The sequence below is a fragment of the Knoellia terrae genome (assembly GCF_048606435.1).
GTDB lineage: Bacteria > Actinomycetota > Actinomycetes > Actinomycetales > Dermatophilaceae > Knoellia > Knoellia terrae.
On record NZ_JBMBWH010000003.1, the window covers coordinates 179,603 to 198,507 of the forward strand.

At 71.7% G+C, this 18,905-nt stretch carries 17 protein-coding genes and 1 riboswitch; of the genes, 10 read left to right on the forward strand and 7 right to left on the reverse strand.

Going from position 1 to position 18,905, the window contains the following annotated elements; genetic code table 11:
• Positions 1–4 precede the first annotated feature (4 nt).
• The 8 genes from pta (at position 5) to ACOJV9_RS06085 (ending at position 8,963) form a co-directional block, all read left to right on the forward strand.
• A complete protein-coding gene (gene pta, locus ACOJV9_RS06050; RefSeq protein WP_420184292.1) occupies positions 5–2,062 on the forward strand; it encodes a phosphate acetyltransferase in 2,058 nt (685 codons plus the stop codon).
• 5 nt (positions 2,063–2,067) lie between these two features.
• Positions 2,068–3,252 (forward strand): acetate/propionate family kinase, encoded by a 1,185-nt coding sequence (locus tag ACOJV9_RS06055; RefSeq protein WP_420184468.1) that lies wholly within the window; start codon positions 2,068–2,070, stop codon positions 3,250–3,252.
• Between the two features lie 79 nt (positions 3,253–3,331).
• Complete coding sequence (kamD, locus tag ACOJV9_RS06060) at positions 3,332–4,921, forward strand: lysine 5,6-aminomutase subunit alpha (protein ID WP_420184293.1); 1,590 nt, start codon at positions 3,332–3,334, stop codon at positions 4,919–4,921.
• The gene (gene kamE / locus ACOJV9_RS06065) at positions 4,918–5,715 is read left to right on the forward strand and encodes a lysine 5,6-aminomutase subunit beta (RefSeq protein ID WP_420184294.1); all 798 of its coding nucleotides are present in this window, start codon (positions 4,918–4,920) and stop codon (positions 5,713–5,715) included. Before kamD ends, kamE begins: the two co-directional genes overlap by 4 nt.
• Entirely contained in the window at positions 5,712–6,116 is a 405-nt protein-coding gene (kal, locus tag ACOJV9_RS06070) for a 3-aminobutyryl-CoA ammonia lyase (RefSeq protein WP_420184295.1), read from the forward strand. The genes kamE and kal overlap by 4 nt, the downstream gene beginning before the upstream one ends.
• A gap of 23 nt (positions 6,117–6,139) precedes the next feature.
• Positions 6,140–7,705, forward strand: coding sequence for an apolipoprotein N-acyltransferase (gene lnt / locus ACOJV9_RS06075; RefSeq protein WP_420184296.1), 1,566 nt, complete (start codon positions 6,140–6,142; stop codon positions 7,703–7,705).
• Positions 7,702–8,475 (forward strand): polyprenol monophosphomannose synthase, encoded by a 774-nt coding sequence (locus ACOJV9_RS06080; RefSeq protein WP_420184297.1) that lies wholly within the window; start codon positions 7,702–7,704, stop codon positions 8,473–8,475. Before lnt ends, ACOJV9_RS06080 begins: the two co-directional genes overlap by 4 nt.
• Positions 8,472–8,963, forward strand: a complete 492-nt coding sequence (locus tag ACOJV9_RS06085; RefSeq protein ID WP_420184298.1) for an FxsA family protein — start codon at positions 8,472–8,474, stop codon at positions 8,961–8,963. The genes ACOJV9_RS06080 and ACOJV9_RS06085 overlap by 4 nt, the downstream gene beginning before the upstream one ends.
• An 85-nt stretch (positions 8,964–9,048) precedes the next feature.
• On the opposite strand, the gene ACOJV9_RS06090 is transcribed toward ACOJV9_RS06085, so the two are convergent.
• From ACOJV9_RS06090 to ACOJV9_RS06105, 4 genes are all read right to left on the reverse strand, one after another.
• Positions 9,049–9,411: an RNA polymerase-binding protein RbpA gene (locus ACOJV9_RS06090; protein ID WP_420184299.1), complete on the reverse strand. Its 363-nt coding sequence runs from the start codon at positions 9,409–9,411 to the stop codon at positions 9,049–9,051.
• 188 nt (positions 9,412–9,599) lie between these two features.
• A complete protein-coding gene (locus ACOJV9_RS06095; protein ID WP_420184300.1) occupies positions 9,600–10,985 on the reverse strand; it encodes an MFS transporter in 1,386 nt (461 codons plus the stop codon).
• Between the two features lie 49 nt (positions 10,986–11,034).
• On the reverse strand, positions 11,035–12,570 hold the full coding sequence (locus ACOJV9_RS06100; protein ID WP_420184301.1) for a M15 family metallopeptidase: 1,536 nt from the start codon (positions 12,568–12,570) through the stop codon (positions 11,035–11,037).
• A gap of 99 nt (positions 12,571–12,669) precedes the next feature.
• A complete protein-coding gene (locus tag ACOJV9_RS06105; protein ID WP_420184302.1) occupies positions 12,670–13,452 on the reverse strand; it encodes an SGNH/GDSL hydrolase family protein in 783 nt (260 codons plus the stop codon).
• A gap of 164 nt (positions 13,453–13,616) precedes the next feature.
• On the opposite strand from ACOJV9_RS06105, the gene ACOJV9_RS06110 reads away from it, so the two are divergent.
• Positions 13,617–16,901, forward strand: a complete 3,285-nt coding sequence (locus ACOJV9_RS06110) for a GH92 family glycosyl hydrolase (RefSeq protein WP_420184303.1) — start codon at positions 13,617–13,619, stop codon at positions 16,899–16,901.
• Positions 16,902–17,069: 168 nt separating this feature from the next.
• The gene (locus tag ACOJV9_RS06115; RefSeq protein ID WP_420184304.1) at positions 17,070–17,408 is read left to right on the forward strand and encodes a single-stranded DNA-binding protein; all 339 of its coding nucleotides are present in this window, start codon (positions 17,070–17,072) and stop codon (positions 17,406–17,408) included.
• On the opposite strand, the gene ACOJV9_RS06120 is transcribed toward ACOJV9_RS06115, so the two are convergent.
• From ACOJV9_RS06120 to ACOJV9_RS06130, 3 genes are all read right to left on the reverse strand, one after another.
• Positions 17,398–17,712, reverse strand: a complete 315-nt coding sequence (locus tag ACOJV9_RS06120) for a DMT family transporter (protein WP_420184305.1) — start codon at positions 17,710–17,712, stop codon at positions 17,398–17,400. The two genes, ACOJV9_RS06115 and ACOJV9_RS06120, sit on opposite strands and share 11 nt — an antisense overlap.
• Positions 17,713–17,723: 11 nt before the next feature.
• Positions 17,724–17,788: riboswitch (guanidine-III (ykkC-III) riboswitch) on the reverse strand.
• Between the two features lie 62 nt (positions 17,789–17,850).
• The gene (locus ACOJV9_RS06125; protein WP_420184306.1) at positions 17,851–18,285 is read right to left on the reverse strand and encodes a GNAT family N-acetyltransferase; all 435 of its coding nucleotides are present in this window, start codon (positions 18,283–18,285) and stop codon (positions 17,851–17,853) included.
• A 125-nt stretch (positions 18,286–18,410) separates the two neighbouring features.
• Positions 18,411–18,887 carry a VOC family protein gene (locus ACOJV9_RS06130; protein WP_420184469.1) on the reverse strand — a complete coding sequence of 159 codons (477 nt, stop codon included), beginning with the start codon at positions 18,885–18,887 and terminating at the stop codon, positions 18,411–18,413.
• Positions 18,888–18,905 lie beyond the last annotated feature (18 nt).

Here is an 18,905-nt window from a genome sequence, read left to right on the forward strand (position 1 = left end):
TCGTGTGGTCACGAGCATCTACATCGCGGGAACTCAGGCACGGTCCGGCAAGTCGGCCGTGGCGGTCGGCCTGCTGGACCAGCTGAGCCGACGAGCCGGTCGCGTGGGGGTGTTCCGGCCGATCGTCCGGGCAGGGGAGCCCGACGAGCTGGTGCGGACCCTGCTGGCCCGGCTGCCCGGCACCCAGTCGGTCGAGGAGGCGTGCGGGGTCACCTACGACGACCTCCACGACTCGCCCGAGCGCGCCATGGGCACCATCGTCGACCGCTACCACGACGTCGCCGGCGCGCACGACGTCGTGCTCGTCGTGGGGTCCGACTTCACGGACGTCGCGGCACCCACCGAGTTCACCGTCAACGCGACCGTGGCCGCCCACCTGGGCTCCCGGCTCCTCCTCGTCGTCCCGGCTCGCGGACAGACGCCGGCCGAGATCGCCACCTCCGCGGAGATGGCGGTCGTCGCCGCCCGTGGGGTCCATGCGCACGTGACCGGTGTGGTCGCCAACCAGGTCGACCCGGCGGTGCTCGACGAGACGCGGGCGGCCGTCGGCGACCGGGTCGGTGTGCCGGCGCAGGCACTACCCGAGACGCCGCTGCTGCGCGCGCCCACCGTGCGCGACCTCATGGATGCGTGCTCGGGCCGACTCGTCCACGGCGACGAGGCGGCGCTCGACCGCGAGTCCCTGGGCCTCGTCGTCGCCGCCATGACGATGCCCCACGTCCTGGACCGGCTCATCGACGGTGGTGTCGTCATCGTGCCGGGCGACCGCGAGGACGTCGTGATCGGCGTGCTCCTGGCGCACCGGTCGAAGACGTTCCCCAGCCTGTCGGGGATCGTGCTCAACGGCGGGTTCCCGCTGCCGCCCCAGGTGGAGCGCCTCATCGACGGGCTCGACGTCGTCCTGCCGATCATCGCCACCGACGGCGGCACGATGGCCACCGCGAGCAGCCTGGGCGCCGCTCGCGGCCGGCTCACCCCGGACTCCACCCGCAAGCTCGATGCGGCGGTGGCCATGGTGGAGCGGGAGCTCGACGCCGAGGCCCTGCTCGGACCGGTCCCGACGACCGGCGGCGGAGCCGTGACGCCGCTGATGTTCGAGCACCGCCTCGTCGACGCCGCCCGCGCCGCCGACGCCCACATCGTCCTGCCCGAGGGCGCCGAGGACCGGATCCTGCTCGCCGCCGACACCGTGCTGGCCCGGGGCATCGCCCGGCTCACCCTCCTCGGCAGCGAGGAGAGGGTGAGGGCGAACGCCGCCCGGCTGGGGGTCGACATCACGCGCGCGGAGATCGTCGACCCGGCGACGAGCCCTCTGCGAGAGGGTTTCGCGGCGGAGTACGCCGCGCTGCGCTCGCACAAGGGCGTGACCCTCGACCAGGCCCGCGACCGCGTGGTCGACCCGTCGTACTTCGGGACGATGATGGTGCACCAGCGGCTCGCCGACGGGATGGTGTCCGGCTGCATCACGACCACGGCCCACACGATCCGTCCGGCGCTCGAGATCGTGCGGACGGCACCCGACGTGTCGGTGGTGTCGAGCGTCTTCCTCATGTGCCTGGCCGACCGGGTGCTCGTCTACGGCGACTGCGCCGTCAACCCCGACCCCACCGCCGAGCAGCTCGCCGACATCGCCATCTCCTCGGCGCGCACCGCGAAGGGCTTCGGCATCGAGCCGCGCGTGGCGATGCTGTCCTACTCCACGGGGGAGTCGGGCACGGGTGCCGACGTCGACAAGGTGCGGTCCGCCACCGCCCTCGTCCACGAGCGGGCGCCCGAGCTGCTCGTCGAGGGACCCATCCAGTACGACGCCGCCGTCGACCCGTACGTTGCCGCGACCAAGCTCCGCGACAGCCCGGTGGCCGGCCGTGCCACCGTGCTCGTCTTCCCCGACCTCAACACGGGCAACAACACCTACAAGGCGGTGCAGCGGAGTGCGTCTGCCGTCGCGATCGGGCCGGTCCTCCAGGGGCTCAACCGGCCGGTCAACGACCTGTCGCGCGGCGCCCTCGTGCGCGACATCGTCAACACCGTCGCGATCACCGCGGTCCAGGCCGGCGCCTGATGGTGATGCCGCGCACGGTCCTCGTCGTCAACGCCGGGTCGTCCTCGCTCAAGTACCAGGTGCTCGACGCCGACACCGGCGAGACCTCCGCCACCGGCCTCGTCGAGCGCATCGGCGGGCCGGGCCGCCTCCGGCACACCTCCGACTGCGAGACCCATGAGCAGGACGTCACCTGCCGCGACCACACGGAGGCCCTCGACGCGGCTCGCACGGCCCTGCGCGAGCACGGGCCGGACCTCGGCGAGCTGGGGCTCTTCGCCGTCGGGCACCGGGTGGTCCACGGCGGCCCCGACTTCACCGAGCCGGTCGTCATCGACGACGACGTCGTCGCGACCATCACGGACCTGGTCCCGCTGGCGCCACTGCACAACCCGGGCAACCTCGAAGGCATCCGCGGGGCCCGCGCCGCCTTCCCCGACGTCCCGCAGGTCGCGGTCTTCGACACCGCCTTCCACCAGACGCTCCCGGCCGAGGCCTTCACGTATGCCGTGCCGGCGCCGTGGCGAGAGCAGCACCGCGTGCGTCGCTACGGCTTCCACGGCACGAGCCACCGCTACGTGTCCCGCCGCACCGCCGAGCTGCTCGGACGCGCCCCCGAGGACTGCAACGTCATCGTCCTGCACCTCGGCAACGGCGCCAGCGCCTGTGCCGTGCGCAGTGGCCGCAGCGTCGACACCTCCATGGGGATGTCGCCGCTCGAGGGTCTCGTCATGGGCACCCGCTCCGGTGACGTCGACCCGGCGCTCGGCGCCTACCTCGGACGGGTCGCCGGGCTCGACCCGTCGGCCTACGACGACGCGCTCAACAAGGCCAGCGGACTCAAGGGGCTCACCGGTGCGTCCGACCTGCGCGAGGTCGAGGACCGCCGGGCCGCCGGCGATCCCGACGCCACGCTCGCCTTCGACGTCATGGTCCACCGCCTGCGGAAGTACGTCGGCGCGTATGCCGTCCTACTGGGGCGTGTCGATGCCATCGCCTTCACCGGTGGCATCGGGGAGAACAGCAGCGCCGTGCGCTCGGCCGTCCTCTCCGACCTCGAGGTCCTCGGTGTCGAGCTCGACGAGGCCGCGAACGACGGCCGTGGCACCGAGCGACGGGTCACCACGGCGGGCAGCCGGGTCGCGGCCTGGGTGGTGCCGACCAACGAGGAGCTCGAGATCGCCCGCGCCTGCCTTGCCGTACTGGGCTGACCGGCACGCTCACCGGTGATCTTGCGGCGCAGGACCGTGGCGGCCGGAAGATCGTCGGCATCATTGGTAGCCTGCCGTCGTGTCTCCACGCCCCCGCCCCCTCCTCGAGCTCGACCGGGCCGACGTCCGCCGCGCGCGCTCACTCGCCCGCACCGTGGGCCGGCCCGTCGTCCGCATCGCCAACCGGCACACGACCGTCTCGGTCGAGCGGGCCACCCTGCGGCTGGCCGGTCTGGCCGGCGCCGACCACGAGCGCGTGCCGTGGGTCAACCACCTCGTCGACGCCGTCCGCGAGGGCGCCGGCCTGGAGCACGGGGTCACCCTGCCCGTGTGGGACGCCCTGCGTCGCGGTGCCGCACCCGACCTGCTGACCCTCGCGCAGATGGCGAGCAGCCGCTCGGTCGACTTCCGGGTCCCCGAGGGCAAGGACGCCACGGCGGCAGCGAAGCAGTCGCGCTCGGCCGTGGCACGCGGCATACGGACCATCGACGCGCAGCGGGCGAAGCGGGACCGGCTGGTCAGGCGCCACGGCGACCCGGCTCAGCGCCCGTGGATCTACCTCATCGTCGCCACCGGCGACATCCACGAGGACATCCCGCAGGCGCAGGCCGCCGCCCGCGAGGGCGCGGACGTCATCGCCGTCATCCGCTCGACCGGGCAGAGCCTGCTCGACTACGTGCCCGAGGGCGCGACCCGTGAGGGGTATGCCGGAACCTACGCCACCCAGGAGAACTTCCGGCTCATGCGGGCCGCGCTCGACGAGACGAGCAAGGAGGTCGGACGCTACATCCGACTGACCAACTACGCGAGCGGCCTGTGCATGCCCGAGATCGCGGCGCTCGCCGGCCTCGAGCGCCTCGACATGATGCTCAACGACTCGATGTACGGCATCCTCTTCCGCGACATCAACCCGATCCGCACGTTCGTCGACCAGCGCTTCAGCCGCCAGGTCCACGCCCGGGCCGGGATCATCATCAACACCGGCGAGGACAACTACCTCACGACCAGCGACGCGGTCGAGGCGGCGCACACCGTGACGGTGAGCCAGCTGCTCAACGAGTACTTCGCCAAGGAGGCCGGGCTCGAGGACTGGCAGCTCGGGCTGGGCCACGCCTTCGAGATCAACCCCGAGCTGCCCGACAGCTTCCGCATGGAGCTCGCGCACGCCCTGCTGGCCCGCACGCTCTTCCCCGACGCGCCGCTGAAGTGGATGCCGCCGACGAAGCACATGACGGGGGACGTGTTCCGGGGCAACCTGCTCGACGGGTTCTTCAACCTCGCCGGCGCCCTCACCGGCCAGAGCATCCTGCTCGTCGGGATGATGACCGAGGCGGTCGTGACGCCGTGGATCTCCGACCGCGACATCGCCCTGCAGAACGTCCGCTACGTCCTGGGCGCCGCCGGGGGACTGACCGAGGACTTCCACCCGCCGCGCGACGGCTTCATCCAGACCCGCGCCCGCCAGGTGCTCTCCGAGGCGATCGACCTCCTGCAGCAGATCACCGACGAGCCCGGGAAGGCTCCGCTCCTCGAGGCCATCGCCGACGGCACCTTCGGCGAGATGAAGCGACCGGCCACGGCCGGCAAGGGCCTCGACGGCGTCGTCGAGCGCGCGGCCGGCTACGACAACCCCGCGATCACCCTCCTCGAGAACGGACAGACCCGATGAGCGCGTCGAGCCGCCCCGCCGACGACGTCGGCGCCGTCCCCCAAGTGATCCGTCCCTACGGCGACCAGACCGGCGACGGCATGGTGCAGGTCTCCTTCACGCTGCCCATGCCGAACGGCAAGCGCGCCGAGGGGGCCGCCCTCCAGCTCGCCGGGAGGATGGGCATCGAGCCGGCGATCGTCGTGCACCACAAGTCCATCGGGGACGCGTTCACCTTCTTCGTCGTCTACGGCTCGGTGAAGCACCTCGTCGAGCCCGGCCTCGTCGAGGTCGTGGAGCGCGAGTTCCCGCTGCTCTCCGGCAAGGAGATCAACGCCGCGATCAAGCGCCGGCTCCACCGCAAGCTCGTCGTCGTCGGCGCCTGCATCGGCACCGACGCGCACACCGTGGGCATCGACGCCATCCTCAACATCAAGGGGTTCGCGGGGGAGAAGGGCCTCGAGTACCACCGCGAGATCAAGGTCGTGAACCTCGGCGCCCAGGTCCTCGTGCCCGACCTCGTCGAGCGCGCCCGCGAGGAGAAGGCCGACGCCGTCCTCGTCAGCCAGGTCGTCACCCAGCGCGACGCGCACATCCACAACACGACCGCGATGTCGGCCGCCTTCCGAGAGGCCTTCCCGGCCGGCAAGGTGCCGCTCCTCGTCGTCGGCGGCCCGCGCTTCGAGGAGGGCTCGCAGGCGGCTCTCGGTGTCGACCGCATCTTCGGGCGCGGGACCACCCCCGGCGAGGTGGCCAGCTACCTCGTCCACGCCCTCGTCCCCCAGGGCTCCGCGGCCCACAGCAAGGGAGCATGAGCACCATGACCGAACGCGACGACCCGACGGGCACGACGGTCCTGCACCGCCGCTACGTCCCCTACAGCCATGCCCACTACGCCGGCAACCTCGTGGACGGCGCCTACTCGCTCGCCGCCTTCGGCGACGTCGCCACCGAGATGTGCATCGTCACCGACGGCGACGAAGGCCTGTTCGCGTCCTACAGCGACGTGCAGTTCCTCGCCCCCGTGCGCGCCGGGGACTGCATCGAGATCGAGGCGAGACTGGTCCGCGTGGGCACCCGCAGCCGCGAGATGGAGTTCGCTGTCCGCGTCGTCGCCCGGGGCAACCCGGAGCGCGGCGAGTCGGCAGCGGACGTCCTCGACCCGCCCGTCGTCGCGACGACGGCCCGCGGCGTCGTGGTGGTGCCACCGCGCTGAGGTCGGTGACCTACGGTGGCTCCGTGCCACCGCGAATCCCGTATGCCCTTCGCCTCCTCGGCGCGCTCGTCTCGGGTGTGCTGCTCTGGCTGGCCTTCCCCGAGCACGACCTGTGGTGGCTGGCGCCGGTAGCCGTGGCGCTGCTCGGCGGAGTGACGCTCGACGTCGGGGCACGCCGCGGGTTCGGCCTCGGGATGCTCGCTGGGTGGGCCTTCTTCGTGCCCGTCCTGTCGTGGTCGGGCATCTACGTCGGCAAGCTGCCGTGGTTCGCCCTCGCGACCCTGCAGGCCCTCTACGTGGGCGCCATGTGTGCCGTCGTGGGGTTCATCGGGCAGCGGCTGGGACCACGGTGGGGGCTGCGGACCGCTGTTGTCGTGCCGTTCGCCTGGGTCGCCCAGGAGCTGGCCCGGAGCACGACACCGTTCGGCGGGTTCCCGTGGGCCCGGCTCGCGTTCAGCCAGGCCGACAGCCCCCTCGCCAACGTGGCGCAGTGGCTCGGCGCACCCGGTGTCAGCTTCGCGGTGGCGCTCGTGGGAACGGCGCTGCTCCTGGCCGCAGCCACCGCCCGTCGGCACCCACGCCGGGCCGTGGCCGCGGTCGCCCTCGGAGGGCTCGCCCTCGCGCTTCCCGGCCTGGCCACTCCTGCCACCGGGGGGCGGCAGGTCACCGTCGCTCTGGTGCAGGGCAACGTCCCGCGGCCCGGCCTCGACTTCAACGCCGAGCGCCGGGCGGTGCTCGACAACCACGTCCGCGGCACGGAGGCGGTCGGTGCGACGGCGCCCGATGACCTCAGCCTCGTCGTCTGGCCCGAGAACGCCTCGGACATCGACCCCCTCCGCAACCCGGACGCGGCGGCGCAGGTGCAGCACGCGGTGACGGCGGTCGGGGTGCCCGTCATCGTCGGGGCCGTCCTCCAGGAGCCCCAGCCCGACGTCTCCAACGCCTCCCTGCTGTACCGGCCCGGGGGAGGGGAGCCCGAGCGCTACGTCAAGAACCACCCGGTGCCGTTCGCCGAGTACATCCCCTACCGCTCGTTCTTCCGGAAGTTCAGCGACAAGGTCGACCTCGTCACGCGGGACTTCGTCAAGGGCAAGGGCCTCGGCGCCTTCCGCGTCGACGCCCCCTCCGACGCCTACTGGGCGCTGCCGACGATCTGCTTCGAGGTGGCCTACGACGGCCTCATGCGCGACTCGGTGACCCAGCCGGGCAAGGCCGCGAGCCTCCTGCTCGTCCAGACCAACAACGCGACGTTCGGCTACACCGCCGAGTCCGAGCAGCAGTTCGCCATCTCCCGGATCCGGGCCATCGAGCACGGCCGGTCCGTCGCCCACGTGTCCACCGTCGGCGTCTCGGGCTTCATCGCCCCCGACGGGTCGGTCACCGGCAAGACCGGGCTGTTCACGGCCGAGCAGCGCATCGCCTCGGTCCCCATCCGCACCGACCTCACGCTCGCCGACCGCCTGGGGCCCTGGCCGGAGCGGCTGGCGGTTGCGGTGCTCCTGGTGTTCGTCCTCGTCGCGGGCGTGCGTGGGCGAGGCGTTAGGGTCGAGCGACCTGAAACCGAGCGACCCCCGAAGGACCACGTGTGACTGAGCGTCCGAGCCTCGACCGCGTCGTCGTGCTCATCCCGACCTACAACGAGCGCGAGAACCTGCCGACCATCGTCGAGCGGGTGCGCCGTGCGGTCCCCGAGGTCGACGTCTGCGTGCTCGACGACAGCTCGCCGGACGGCACCGGGGAGGTCGCCGACGAGCTGGCCGGCGGCGACGACCAGGTGCACGTCATCCACCGCGCCGGCAAGGAAGGTCTCGGGGCGGCCTACCTCCACGGCTTCGCCTGGGCCCTCGAGCAGGGCTACGACGCGGTCGTCGAGATGGACGCCGACGGGTCCCACCGACCCGAGGACCTCCGCCGCCTGCTGGCGGCGGCGCAGCACGCCGACCTCGTCATCGGCTCCCGCTGGGTGCCCGGGGGCAAGGTCGTCAACTGGCCGACCCACCGCAAGGTGCTGAGCGTGGGCGGCAACATCTACACCCGGATCCTGCTCGGGATGTCCGTGCATGACGCCACCGCCGGATACCGGGTGTACCGCGCGGACGCCCTGCGCAGCCTCGACCTGCACAGCGTCGAGTCCGCGGGGTACTGCTTCCAGGTCGACCTCACCCGTCGCGCCGTCGCGGCCGGGCTCGACGTCGTGGAGGTGCCGATCACCTTCGTCGAGCGAGAGATCGGGGAGTCCAAGATGGACCAGAGCATCGTGCGCGAGTCGCTCGGGCGGATCACCGTCTGGGGAGTGCGGCGTCGCGCCGACCAGGTGAGGGAACGGCTCGCCGGGCGCGCGCGTTGGCACCAGTTGTGACCCATCCGATCGGCTCCACCCCCTACGCGCGACGTCGGCGCCGGCCGCGCTGGCTCACCTTCGTGCTCGTCGGGCTGGTCGTCGCGCCCATTGTCGAGATCGCCGTGCTCGTCGCCGTGGGCAGGACGGTCGGGCTGGGCTGGACGCTGCTCGCGCTGCTTCTGCTCACCCTGCTCGGGACGTGGCTCATGCGGCGTGAGGGATCACGCACCTGGAAGGCGCTGCGCGAGGCCTCGCGGACCGGCCGGATGCCCAACCGCGAGATCGCCGACGGGGTGCTCGTCCTCATCGGCGGGGCCTTCCTGCTGCTGCCCGGGTTCGTCAGCGACCTCGTCGGGCTCATCTTCGTCCTGCCCTTCACCCGGGTGTTCGCCCGCCGCCTCCTCGAGGCGTTCGTCGCCAGCCGGGTCCTCGTGCGGATGCCGTTCCGCGGGGGACCGGGGGAGTCCGGCCCCCAGGGCACGATCCGCGGCGAGGTCGTCGACTGAGCGACGGGGCGTCCCCGCTCCAGACGCACGTATGCCGTGTGCCCACGTCGGGCACACGGCATACGAATGCTGGTCGGGGACCGCCTCAGGCGGACTTCTTCTTGCCCGGCTTCTCGCCGCGGCTGGCCCGCAGCAGCGTGAGGCGCTCCTCGAGGAGCTCCTCGAGCTCGGGGATGGAGCGGCGCTCGAGCAGCATGTCCCAGTGGGTGCGGACGTGCTTGACGGGCTTGGCCTCGGGCTCGGGGCCGCCGCCCTGGAGCTTGGCCTCCTCGCCGCAACGGCACTCCCACACGGCGGGGATCTCGGCCTCGATCGAGAAGGGGAGCTCGATCCGGTGGCCCTGGGGGCACAGGTAGGTGGTGATCTGACGCTCGCTCGGGACGACGTTCTCGTCCGTCTCCATGCTGAGGGCGCCGAGACGGCTGCCGCGCAGGCTGCGTTCTGCCATGGGGTTACTCCCAACGAGTTTCGTGGATCCCGGCGGATGGGTCCAACACCGGGTGTCATAGGGTGGAACGCGCGAGGAACGGGTGTTGTTCCGGGGCAGCGATGACTTCACTGCACCCTCTGCGGGGTGAGCGTTCCCCCTGTGACGTGGCTCACGCCCAATCGGCGCGACCCCTCAGTCTAGCGGACTCAGACGACCGCCGGGACCTCGTTGCCGGCCTCCCGGATCCCGCGCGGCATGTCGACCTTGGCCAGGAGCACCCCGCCGAGGACGAAGAACACGATGAGCGCGAGGATCGCCGGCCGGTAGGAGTCGGTCACCTGGTGCACGACGCCGAAGATGACCGCCCCGAACCAGCTCGTGCCGCGCTCGAGCGCCTGGTAGAGGCTGAAGAACTCCGCCTCGCGGTCGCGGGGGACGAGCTGGGAGTACATCGAGCGGGCCAGTGCCTGGGTGCCGCCCAGGACGAGTCCGATGCCGACCCCGAGCGCGAAGAGCGCGGTCAGGGCCTTCTCGGGGACGAAGTAGGCCGCGATGATGACGAGCACCCACAGCCCGATCCCGCCGAGCACGGTGCGCCAGGCCCCCAGCCGGCGGGCGACCTGACCGAAGAGGAGGGCACCCCCGAAGGCGACGAACTGCACCATGAGGAACAGCGTGAGCATCGTCGTCTCCGAGAAGCCGAGCTCGGCCGTCCCGTACAGGCTGGACTGCCCGATGACGGTCTGGATGCCGTCGTTGAAGAACATGTAGGCGACGAGGAAGAGCAGCGTCTGGCGCAGGGAACGCAGGTGGCGGAACGTGTCCGCGAGCTGGCGGAACGTGCCGCCGAGCACGCCGGCACGGGCCGCGACCACCGGACGCTGGACACCACGGAGCTGCCACATGCCGAGCACCGGGATGAGCGTGAACAGGCCCCACCAGAGGCCCGCCATGAGCATGCTGATCCGCACGGCCTGCCCGGTCCCGCCGAAGGCGTCCGACCGGCTCAGCATGAGGAAGTTGATCGCGAGCAGGATCCCCCCGCCCAGGTAGCCCAGCGCCCAGCCGCGCGACGACACCTTGTCGCGGTCGTCGGGGTGGGCGATGCGCACGAGGATGGCGTCGTAGACGACGAGCGAGGCCCCCAGCGCGATGCTGGCAACCATGAGCAGCAGGACGCCGAGACCCCAGTTGGTGCCCTCGACGAAGAACATCGCCGAGGCGGCCACCGCGCCGATGCCGGCGAAGAGCGCCATGAGGCGGGCGGGCCGCTTGGTCCGGTCGGCGATCGCCCCGACGAAGATGAGGAGCAGCGCACCGACGAAGGTCGAGAGGCCGACGGTGTAGGGGTGCAGCGAGCCCGGGTCGATGGGCAGTCCGAGGACGTTGAGGTCGGTCGTGCAGTCGGCGTTCTCGGCCAGCCCCGGACAGGCCGCCTCGGTCGCGATCGAGGTGAGGTAGGGCCCGAAGAGCACCGTCGCCGTCGTCGTCACGAAGGCCGAGTTGGCCCAGTCGTACCAGTACCAGGGGCGCTGGTAGTGCTCGTTCGTGGCGTAGTCCTCCGCGCGGGCGAGGTCTGACTGCGTCGTCATGCGCCGAACTGTCGCACATCGGACGGGGGGTCCGCGCGAGTACGACGACTCAGCCCGCGAACTCCCAGTGCCACGGCTCGGGGGTCGCGCCGTTCGGGCCTGCCCAGCTGGGGTGGAACCACCCGTAGAGGGGCGCGTTCTGCTTCATCCACAGGTGGGCGGGGGAGCCGAAGTTGTTGATCCCGCCACAGAGGTCCAGGGCCATGCCAAGGCCGTGACGGCTCGTGCCGGGACGGGCCGCGAAGCGTCCGCGCTTGGCCTTGGTGACGTACTGCTGGCTCAACGAGCGGTAGGAGTCGGTGACGCAGATCGGGCTTCCGGTCTGCTTGGCATAGGCCTGGGTCATCGCGTTGAACGCGGCTGCCGCCCGTGGCGACAGCATCTCGGCGGGGGCCTGCCACAACGGGCACAGCGCGCTCGTCGGGTACATGCCGTTGGGGTAGGCCCCGGACGCGGTGCTGCAGGGCTGGTCGATGGGGCGGCTGCTCTCGAAGGTCCTTCCGAGAACCTCGACGAGCTTGGCGTATGCCGCCTTGGCCGCGGGAGTCTGGATGCCCGCGAGGTAGGCGGCGATCGGGCCGGCCTTGGCGACGTCGGCGGCGTGCGACTTCTGGAGCTGCACCAGCTTGGCCTGCTGGGTGCGGACGAGGACGTCCAGCGCGGCCTTCTCGCGGGCGATCTTGGCGGAGGCCGCGGTTGCCGCCTTCTGTGCGGCGGTGCGGCTGGCGGTGAGCTCGTCCTGGCGCGTGGTGAGCACGCGCACCTCGTCCACGGCACGGACCCGTTGGTCGGTGAGGTAGGAGAGGTCGCCGAGCGGGTCGCCCACCTCTGCCTCCTCGGCCTGCATGGCGTCGAGGAAGGAGAGCAGCTCACCGCCGGACCCGCCCTCGGCGTAGGCCTGGAAGGCCCACTCGCGCACGATCGCCCGGGCCCGGTCGAGGCGCCCCTTCAGGACGCCCAGCTCGACGGCAGCCTGCGCTGCGGAGGCGGTGGCGGCCTGCTCCGTCGCCCTCGCCTCGGTCAGCGACTCCAGGAGGGCGTTGGACCTGCTCGCGAGGGACTGCTGCTCCTTGAGCGCGACCGACAGGCCGGTGTTGGAGGCGGTGATCTGCGCCCAGATCTGCTCGGCCGCCGCGACCTGGCTGCCGAGCTCGGTGGTGCTGAGGGTGACGTCGGGGTCGAAGGACCGCGGACCATTGTCGGGGTCGTCGATGCGGGGCGGCTGCCACGGAGCCGGGGGTCGCGGAGTCGGTCGGGTCGTCGGGCGCGGCGTCGACCCCGGCTCCGGTGTGGTCGTGGGCGCCGGAGTGGCGCTCGGCGACGTGGTCGGCGTCGTGGTCGGCGTCGTGGTGGGCGCCGGTGTCTCGGTGGGCTGCGGCGTGACCGATGGTTCCGGCGTGGGGGTGGGCGTCGGGTCGGGGGTGGGTGTCGGGTCAGGCGTCGGAGTGGGTTCCGATGTCGGCTCGAGAACGCTCGACGGACTCGGGTCGACGGGCTCGGCGGCTGCACCACCGACCGTCAGCGCAACGGCGACCACGGACGCGGCGAGTCCTGCCGCGACCCGCGAGGGGCGAATGCGTCGCATGTCCGAGGTCAACTTCCCGGGGCGCTCGTGCGCCCCTGCGCTGCCGGGAACTGCCCGGCGGTCCGTGACCCTCAGACTAGAGGGCGCAAGGGGGGCCTGTCAGGCGTTCGGCTGCTGTCCGATCGCGGCCGTGACTGCCTCGGCGAGGGCCTCGTGACCGGCGTCGTTGGGGTTGGTGCCGCCCTCGACCATGAGGTCCGGCTGCCCGACGAGGGGCTGCTTGGTGTCGAGGAAGGTCGCCCCCGCCGTCGTCGCAGCGGCCCTGACGGTGGCGGTGAGCGCAGCCAGCGAGTCCGGCACCTCACGCAGGTCCCACCACGGGTTGACCACGTAGACCCGGGCCTCCGGGAGGCCCTTGCGCAGGGACGCCAGCGTGGTCGAGACGGCCTCGGCAACGTCCTCGGCCGGGAGACCGGTGTCGTTCCCGCCGCCGGTGACGACGACCGTCGACGGTTTGGCGGCGACGACGTCCGCGACGGCCTCCTCGAAGCTCGGGCAGCGGTCCCCGCCGCAGGAGTCGGCCGGTCCCTTCCGCAGGTAGCCGGTGCGGGCGTGCCCGAGGTTGACCTCCTTCTGACCCAGCTCGGCCGCGACCAGAGCGGTCCAGCGCTTGGCCGGGCTCGATGCCGCCGTGCCCTCGGTGACGGAGTCCCCGAGGAAGACCACCGGTCCGGAGGTCGCGGGAGCAGTGGCCGAGGGGGAGGGGCGGACCGACCCGGTGGCCGCACCGGTGCCCGCACGCGAGCCGGCGCCAGCGCCGGCGCCGGAGCCCGCGCCGGGGGTTACCGAGGGCGTCGCCGGGCTGCGCAGGGAGAACCCGACGAGCACGAGAGTCAGGACGAGCAGACCTGCCAGTGCGCCGTTCTTGAGGCGGTCGTTCATGGGGTGCAGTGTTCCACGGCGCCCGCGACAGGAGAGGGAGGTGGGTCCTGTCCGGTCGGGACACCTCATCGGACAGGAGCGCGCTTCCCGTTTGACCCCTCCGAGGACCGTCGGGAGGGTGAGGGAACCCGCTCGTGGATCACCGTCGCCCCACTAGGAGCACCATGCGTCGCCTTCTGCCCCGGTCCGCCCTCTCCGCCGCCGTCGTCCTCGGCGTCGCCGCCTCCACCGTGGCCGTCGTCCCGGTGGTCCTCGCCGACCCCGTGCTGGCCGCCACCTCGCTCACGTCGGAGGTGAACCCCTTCGTCGGCACCCAGGACAACGGCAACACCTTCCCCGGCGCGAGCGCGCCCTTCGGGATGGTGCAGGTCAGCCCGGACACCGGGGGAGAGGGCGGCTACGACTACTCCCAGTCCATGATCCACGGCTTCAGCCAGACCCACCTCTCCGGCGTCGGCTGCCCGGTGGTGGGTGAGCTCCCGGTGATGCCGACGACGGGAGCGGTCACGACGACGGACTCCACGGCATACCGCAGCGGTTTCTCGCACGACGACGAGGAGGCGACTCCGGGGTACTACCGGGTCGGGCTGTCGGAGTACGACATCGACGTGGAGCTGACCGCGACGGACCGGACCGGGTGGCAGCGCTACACCTTCCCCGAGGGCACGCAGGCGAACGTGCTGTTCAACACGGGCAAGGCCAACAGCACGGTGTTCGAGTCCGAAGTGACGGTCGTGGGGGACCGGACGATCGAGGGCCGCATCTCCAACGGCAACTTCTGCGCCGGCAAGGACCAGCACACGATCTACTTCTCGGCCCAGTTCGACGCGCCCTTCGAGAGCTTCGGCACCTGGTCCGGCTCCACCCGTACACCCGGGGACCGCGACGCGTCGACGAGGAACGGCGCCAACGGCGCCTGGGTGACCTTCCCGGAGGGCACCTCGAGCAGCGTTCTCAAGGTAGGGGTCAGCTACACGGGAGTCGCCGGGGCGCGGGCCAACCTCGCGGCGGAGACCACGGACTCCTTCGACTTCGACGCCACCCGCGCCGCGCTCACCAGCCGGTGGGAGCGGCAGCTGGGCAAGGCCCGGATCACCGGCGGCACGCCGGCACGGCGGACGGCGTACTACACCTCGCTCTACCACGCCCAGCTCCACCCCAACCTCGCCGAGGACGTCGACGGGAAGTACTTCGGGTGGGACGGCAAGGTCCACGTGGCCGACGGCTGGACGGCCCGCCAGAACTTCTCGCTGTGGGACACCTACCGCCCGCAGAACCAGCTCCTCGAGATCCTCGAGCCCGACGTCGCCCGCGACTCCTACCTGTCGCTGCTCGCGATCGGTCGCGAAGGTGGGTGGCTGCCGCGGTGGGCGTTGGCCAGCAGCGAGACCAACATCATGACCGGCGACCCGGTGACCCCGTTCCTCGTCGAGGGCTGGTCCAAGGGCTTCCTCGCCGGCCACGAGGAGGAGGCCTACGCGCTGCTGCGCCAGAACGCCACGGAGCGACCCCCGGTCGACAGCCCGTTCAACGGCCGCAGCGGCCAGCACTACTACGAGAAGCTCGGCTACATCCCGTTCGGGCTCGAGCTCGGCACGGACTGCGTTCACCACGGCGGCGACAACGACTGCGTGCACCCGGCGTCGGCGACGCTCGAGTACGCCGCGGCGGACGCCTCGCTGGCGATCATGGCCAAGGGCCTGGGCCGGACCGCGGACGCGGTGATGTTCGACGAGCGCGGACGCAGCTACCGCAACCTCTTCGACGCGACGACGGGTACGTTCCGGCCCCGACTCGAGGACGGCGCCTGGCTCGACCCGTACGAGCCGGTGGCCGCGGCGCGCGCCTTCCATGAGGGCGGCGCCTACCAGTACCAGTGGCTGGTTCCCCAGGACCCGGCCGACCTCGTCCGGCTCATGGGCGGGCGTGAGGCCACCTCGGAGCGCCTCGACGCCTTCTTCGCGTACGACGACCTGCTCGTGGACCCCGAGCGGACGGTGCGCGAGGACTGGATCGAGGCGACCTATGCCTACTACAGCAAGCCGACCTACAACCCGAACAACGAGCCCGACCTGCTCGCCCCCTACATGTACGCGTGGGTCCGGGAGCCGGCCAAGACGGCAACGGTGGCGCGGGCGGCATACACGCTGTTCAACCCCGGCCCCGACGGCATGACCGGCAACGACGACCTCGGCACGATGTCCGCGTGGTACGTCCTGTCCTCGTGGGGCCTGCACCCGTCCATGAGCGGAGCGAACTACTTCGTCGTCTCGTCGCCGCAGTTCGAGCGGACCGACATCACCGTCGCGCGCCCGCAGACGGGCACGGCGCGTCAGGGCGGCACCCTCACGATCACCGCCCCCGGCGTCTCCGACGAGCGCCGCTACGTGCAGACGCTCTCGGTCAACGGGTCCCGCTCGACGAAGAGCTGGGTCGACTGGGACGCGATCCGCTCGGGTGGGTCCCTCGCCCACACGGTCGGCACGACTCCCAGCGCGTGGGGCACGCTCCCGTCGGACGTGCCGCCCACCGTGTCGACCTCCAAGGGGTCGTCCGCGGTCAGCCTGAGCATGTCGCTCCGCCCGAGCCCGCTCGTTCTGCCGACCGGCTCCACCTCGGGGCGCTTCGTCGTCGACCTCATTGGCCAGGCGCAGAAGAGCCTGCCGGCCACGGTGACCGTCGACCCCCCTGCGGGGTGGACGACGGCGCCGGTGACGAGCGAGACGGTGCTCAAGAGCAACGGCGTGCCGGCCTCGGCCGCCGTCCCGGTGACCCTCGGGCTTCCCGCCGGTGTCTCGGCCGGGGACCACGAGGTCGTGGTGACCGCGTCGGCGCCCGGGGTCCCGGACGTCGTGCGCACCCTCACCGTGACGCTCAAGACGCCGCTGACCTGCGCCGCCGGGGCCTCACCCTGTGCGGTCGACCTCGCAGGGGAGCGCAACCACGACGGGACTGCCACGGTGGCTGCCTCGACCCAGGGCAACTTCGACGGTGGCGGGTGGAGCTACGATGCCGCCCTGATGCCGGAGGCCGGTTCCTGGGTGCAGGACGGTGTGACGTATGCCGTCCCGTCACCAGAAGGGGCCACGCCCAACTTCGTGGAAGCTCGTGGGCAGACCCTGCTCGTGCCGGCCGGCGCCCACTCGACGCTGCGCCTCGTCGGGGCGTCGCACGGCGGTGACGTCACGACGGCGCTACGCGTGACCTACACCGACGGCTCGGTCAAGGACGTCCCCGTCGCGCTCACCGACTGGGCTGCCGGGAGCGGTCGCAACGGCAACACGGTGGCGCGGGCGATGGACCACCGCATCCGCGCCGGTCAGGGGGTCGACGGACCTCCGGTGCAGCTCTTCGCGGCATCCGGCGCAACCGATCCCTCGAAGCAGCTTCAGTCGATCACCCTGCCCAGGGACGTGCGGTTCGAGATGTACGCGCTGACGATGCAGTGAGCACCCGGGTCGTGTGAAGCCGTCCGCCGTCCGTCGCCCTCCACAGGGCGGCGGACGGTGGTGCGTCGTCCACAGGTTCAGCCGCTCCCACTGGTGGCACCTCTGCCTGCAACGGCACGCTCGGACCCTGACACACGGTGCCGTGAGCGGCGGATGGGGGAGTGCACGATGGTAGCGAAGGCCAAGGACGACACGCGCGCGGCGGTCAACAGCGTCGAGCTGGTCGGGCGGGTGAGCGGAGACCCGGAGGCGCGCGAGCTGCCCTCCGGCGACGGCCTCGTCACCCTCCGGCTCGTCGTGCCCCGACCCGGCGGTGGACCGGTCGACACCATCGACCTGGCCTGCTGGTCGGCCTCGTCGCGCCGGGCGGCCGGGCGCCTCACCGACGGTGACACCGTGCGGGTCACCGGCGCGCTGCGTCGCCGCTTCTTCCGGACGCCGGGAGGTGCGGGAAGCCGCTACGAGGTCGAGGTCACGACGCTGTCGCGGCGCCGGCTCACTGGGTGAGCTTCAGCCCGACGACACCGGCGACGATGAGGCCCACGAGCAGGAGACGGAGCGCCGAGGCCGGTTCCTGCCCGGTGGCCATCGCCCACCCGACCGTGCCGACGGCGCCGATCCCCACCCACACGGCATACGCCGTGCCGACCGGGAGCTCGCGCATCGCCCAGGCGAGCCCGCCCATGCTCAGCACGAGGGCCACACCGAAGGTCATCGAGGGCGCCAGGCGGGTCAGCCCCTCCGAGCGGCCGAGTGCGGTGGCCCAGACGGCCTCGAGGACACCGGAGATGACGAGGACGATCCATGACATGACAGGGCTCCTGCGGGCCGTCTTGTCGCGTTCCGGGTACGGCGCCCCTCGTCCGGGAGCCTCGTGCAGGCTCTGCCTCCGAGAGTGTCACGCGGGGAGAGCGAGGGGCAAACCCGCTCCGTCGACGGGTGTTCTGTGTCAGAGGTCCTTCTCGTAGTAGATCGCGAGCGGCCCCTCACCACGGCCTTCGTGGCAGTCGAACCCGAACGACTCGTAGAGGTGGCGCGCCGCCTCGTCGTCCTCGGACGTGTTGAGATCGACGTACGCCGCGCCGCGGCTGCGACAGTGGCCGAGCAGGTCCGTGAGGAACGCGCGCCCGATGCCCCGGTTGCGGTGTTCGGGCGCGACGTAGAGCTCGGCGAGGTGGGCCTCGAGGACGTCCGCCCAGGTGGCGGTGCGGAACCTCAGGATGGCCAGCCCGACGGCGGGGTCCCCGGCGAGGAGGACACTGGTGTCCCCACCTTCGACGAGCCGGCTCAGGTGGCCCTGCATCCAGTCGACCTCGGGAACCGGGTCGTCGTACTCACTCTGGAAGTCGGCGAACAGGGTTGCGGCACAGCGCAAGTCGTTCATCGTTCGCGCGACTCTGGCAACCTCCATCCTCCGAGGCTAGCAATCCGCCGGTGAAGGGAGGGCAGGGTCTCCTCGTGGGTGACGACGGCGTTCCGGCACTGCGGCTGCGGGACCTCGCCGTCGGACTAGTTCGTTCGACGACGGTCGCGTCGATCGGCGCTATGGGGAAACAGCCCGACGTCAGAGGACGGACGCCCTGCGCACCGACCTAGCCTTCGAGAAAGGCGCTGCACCGCGTCGCACGCGCCGACTGAGGAGGCCGGGATGGACAAGGGCTGGCAGTGGTGACCTGCGGGTGACGCGCTCAGCGTCGAGCTGACAGGCGGAACTCGTCGCCCGTCGGGGTCGGTCATGACCGCATCGTCAGGGCCCTGACCGTTCCGCGGCACCCACCGGGCGCCGAGACGACGCTCGTCCATGTCCCTCCGCGAGATGGTCGTCACGTCGGCGTGGATCCGGTTGGGACCGGGCTTCGGGAGCCCGCTCCGACGGACGGTGAGGTCGAACGTTCCCTCCAGTGGCACCACGCTCACCTCGTCGGACACATGTTCGAGAGCCTGCGAGCCGAGGACGCCGGCCCAGACCGGGCGCGACCGGTGGATCGGTGGCGTCGAGGCTGA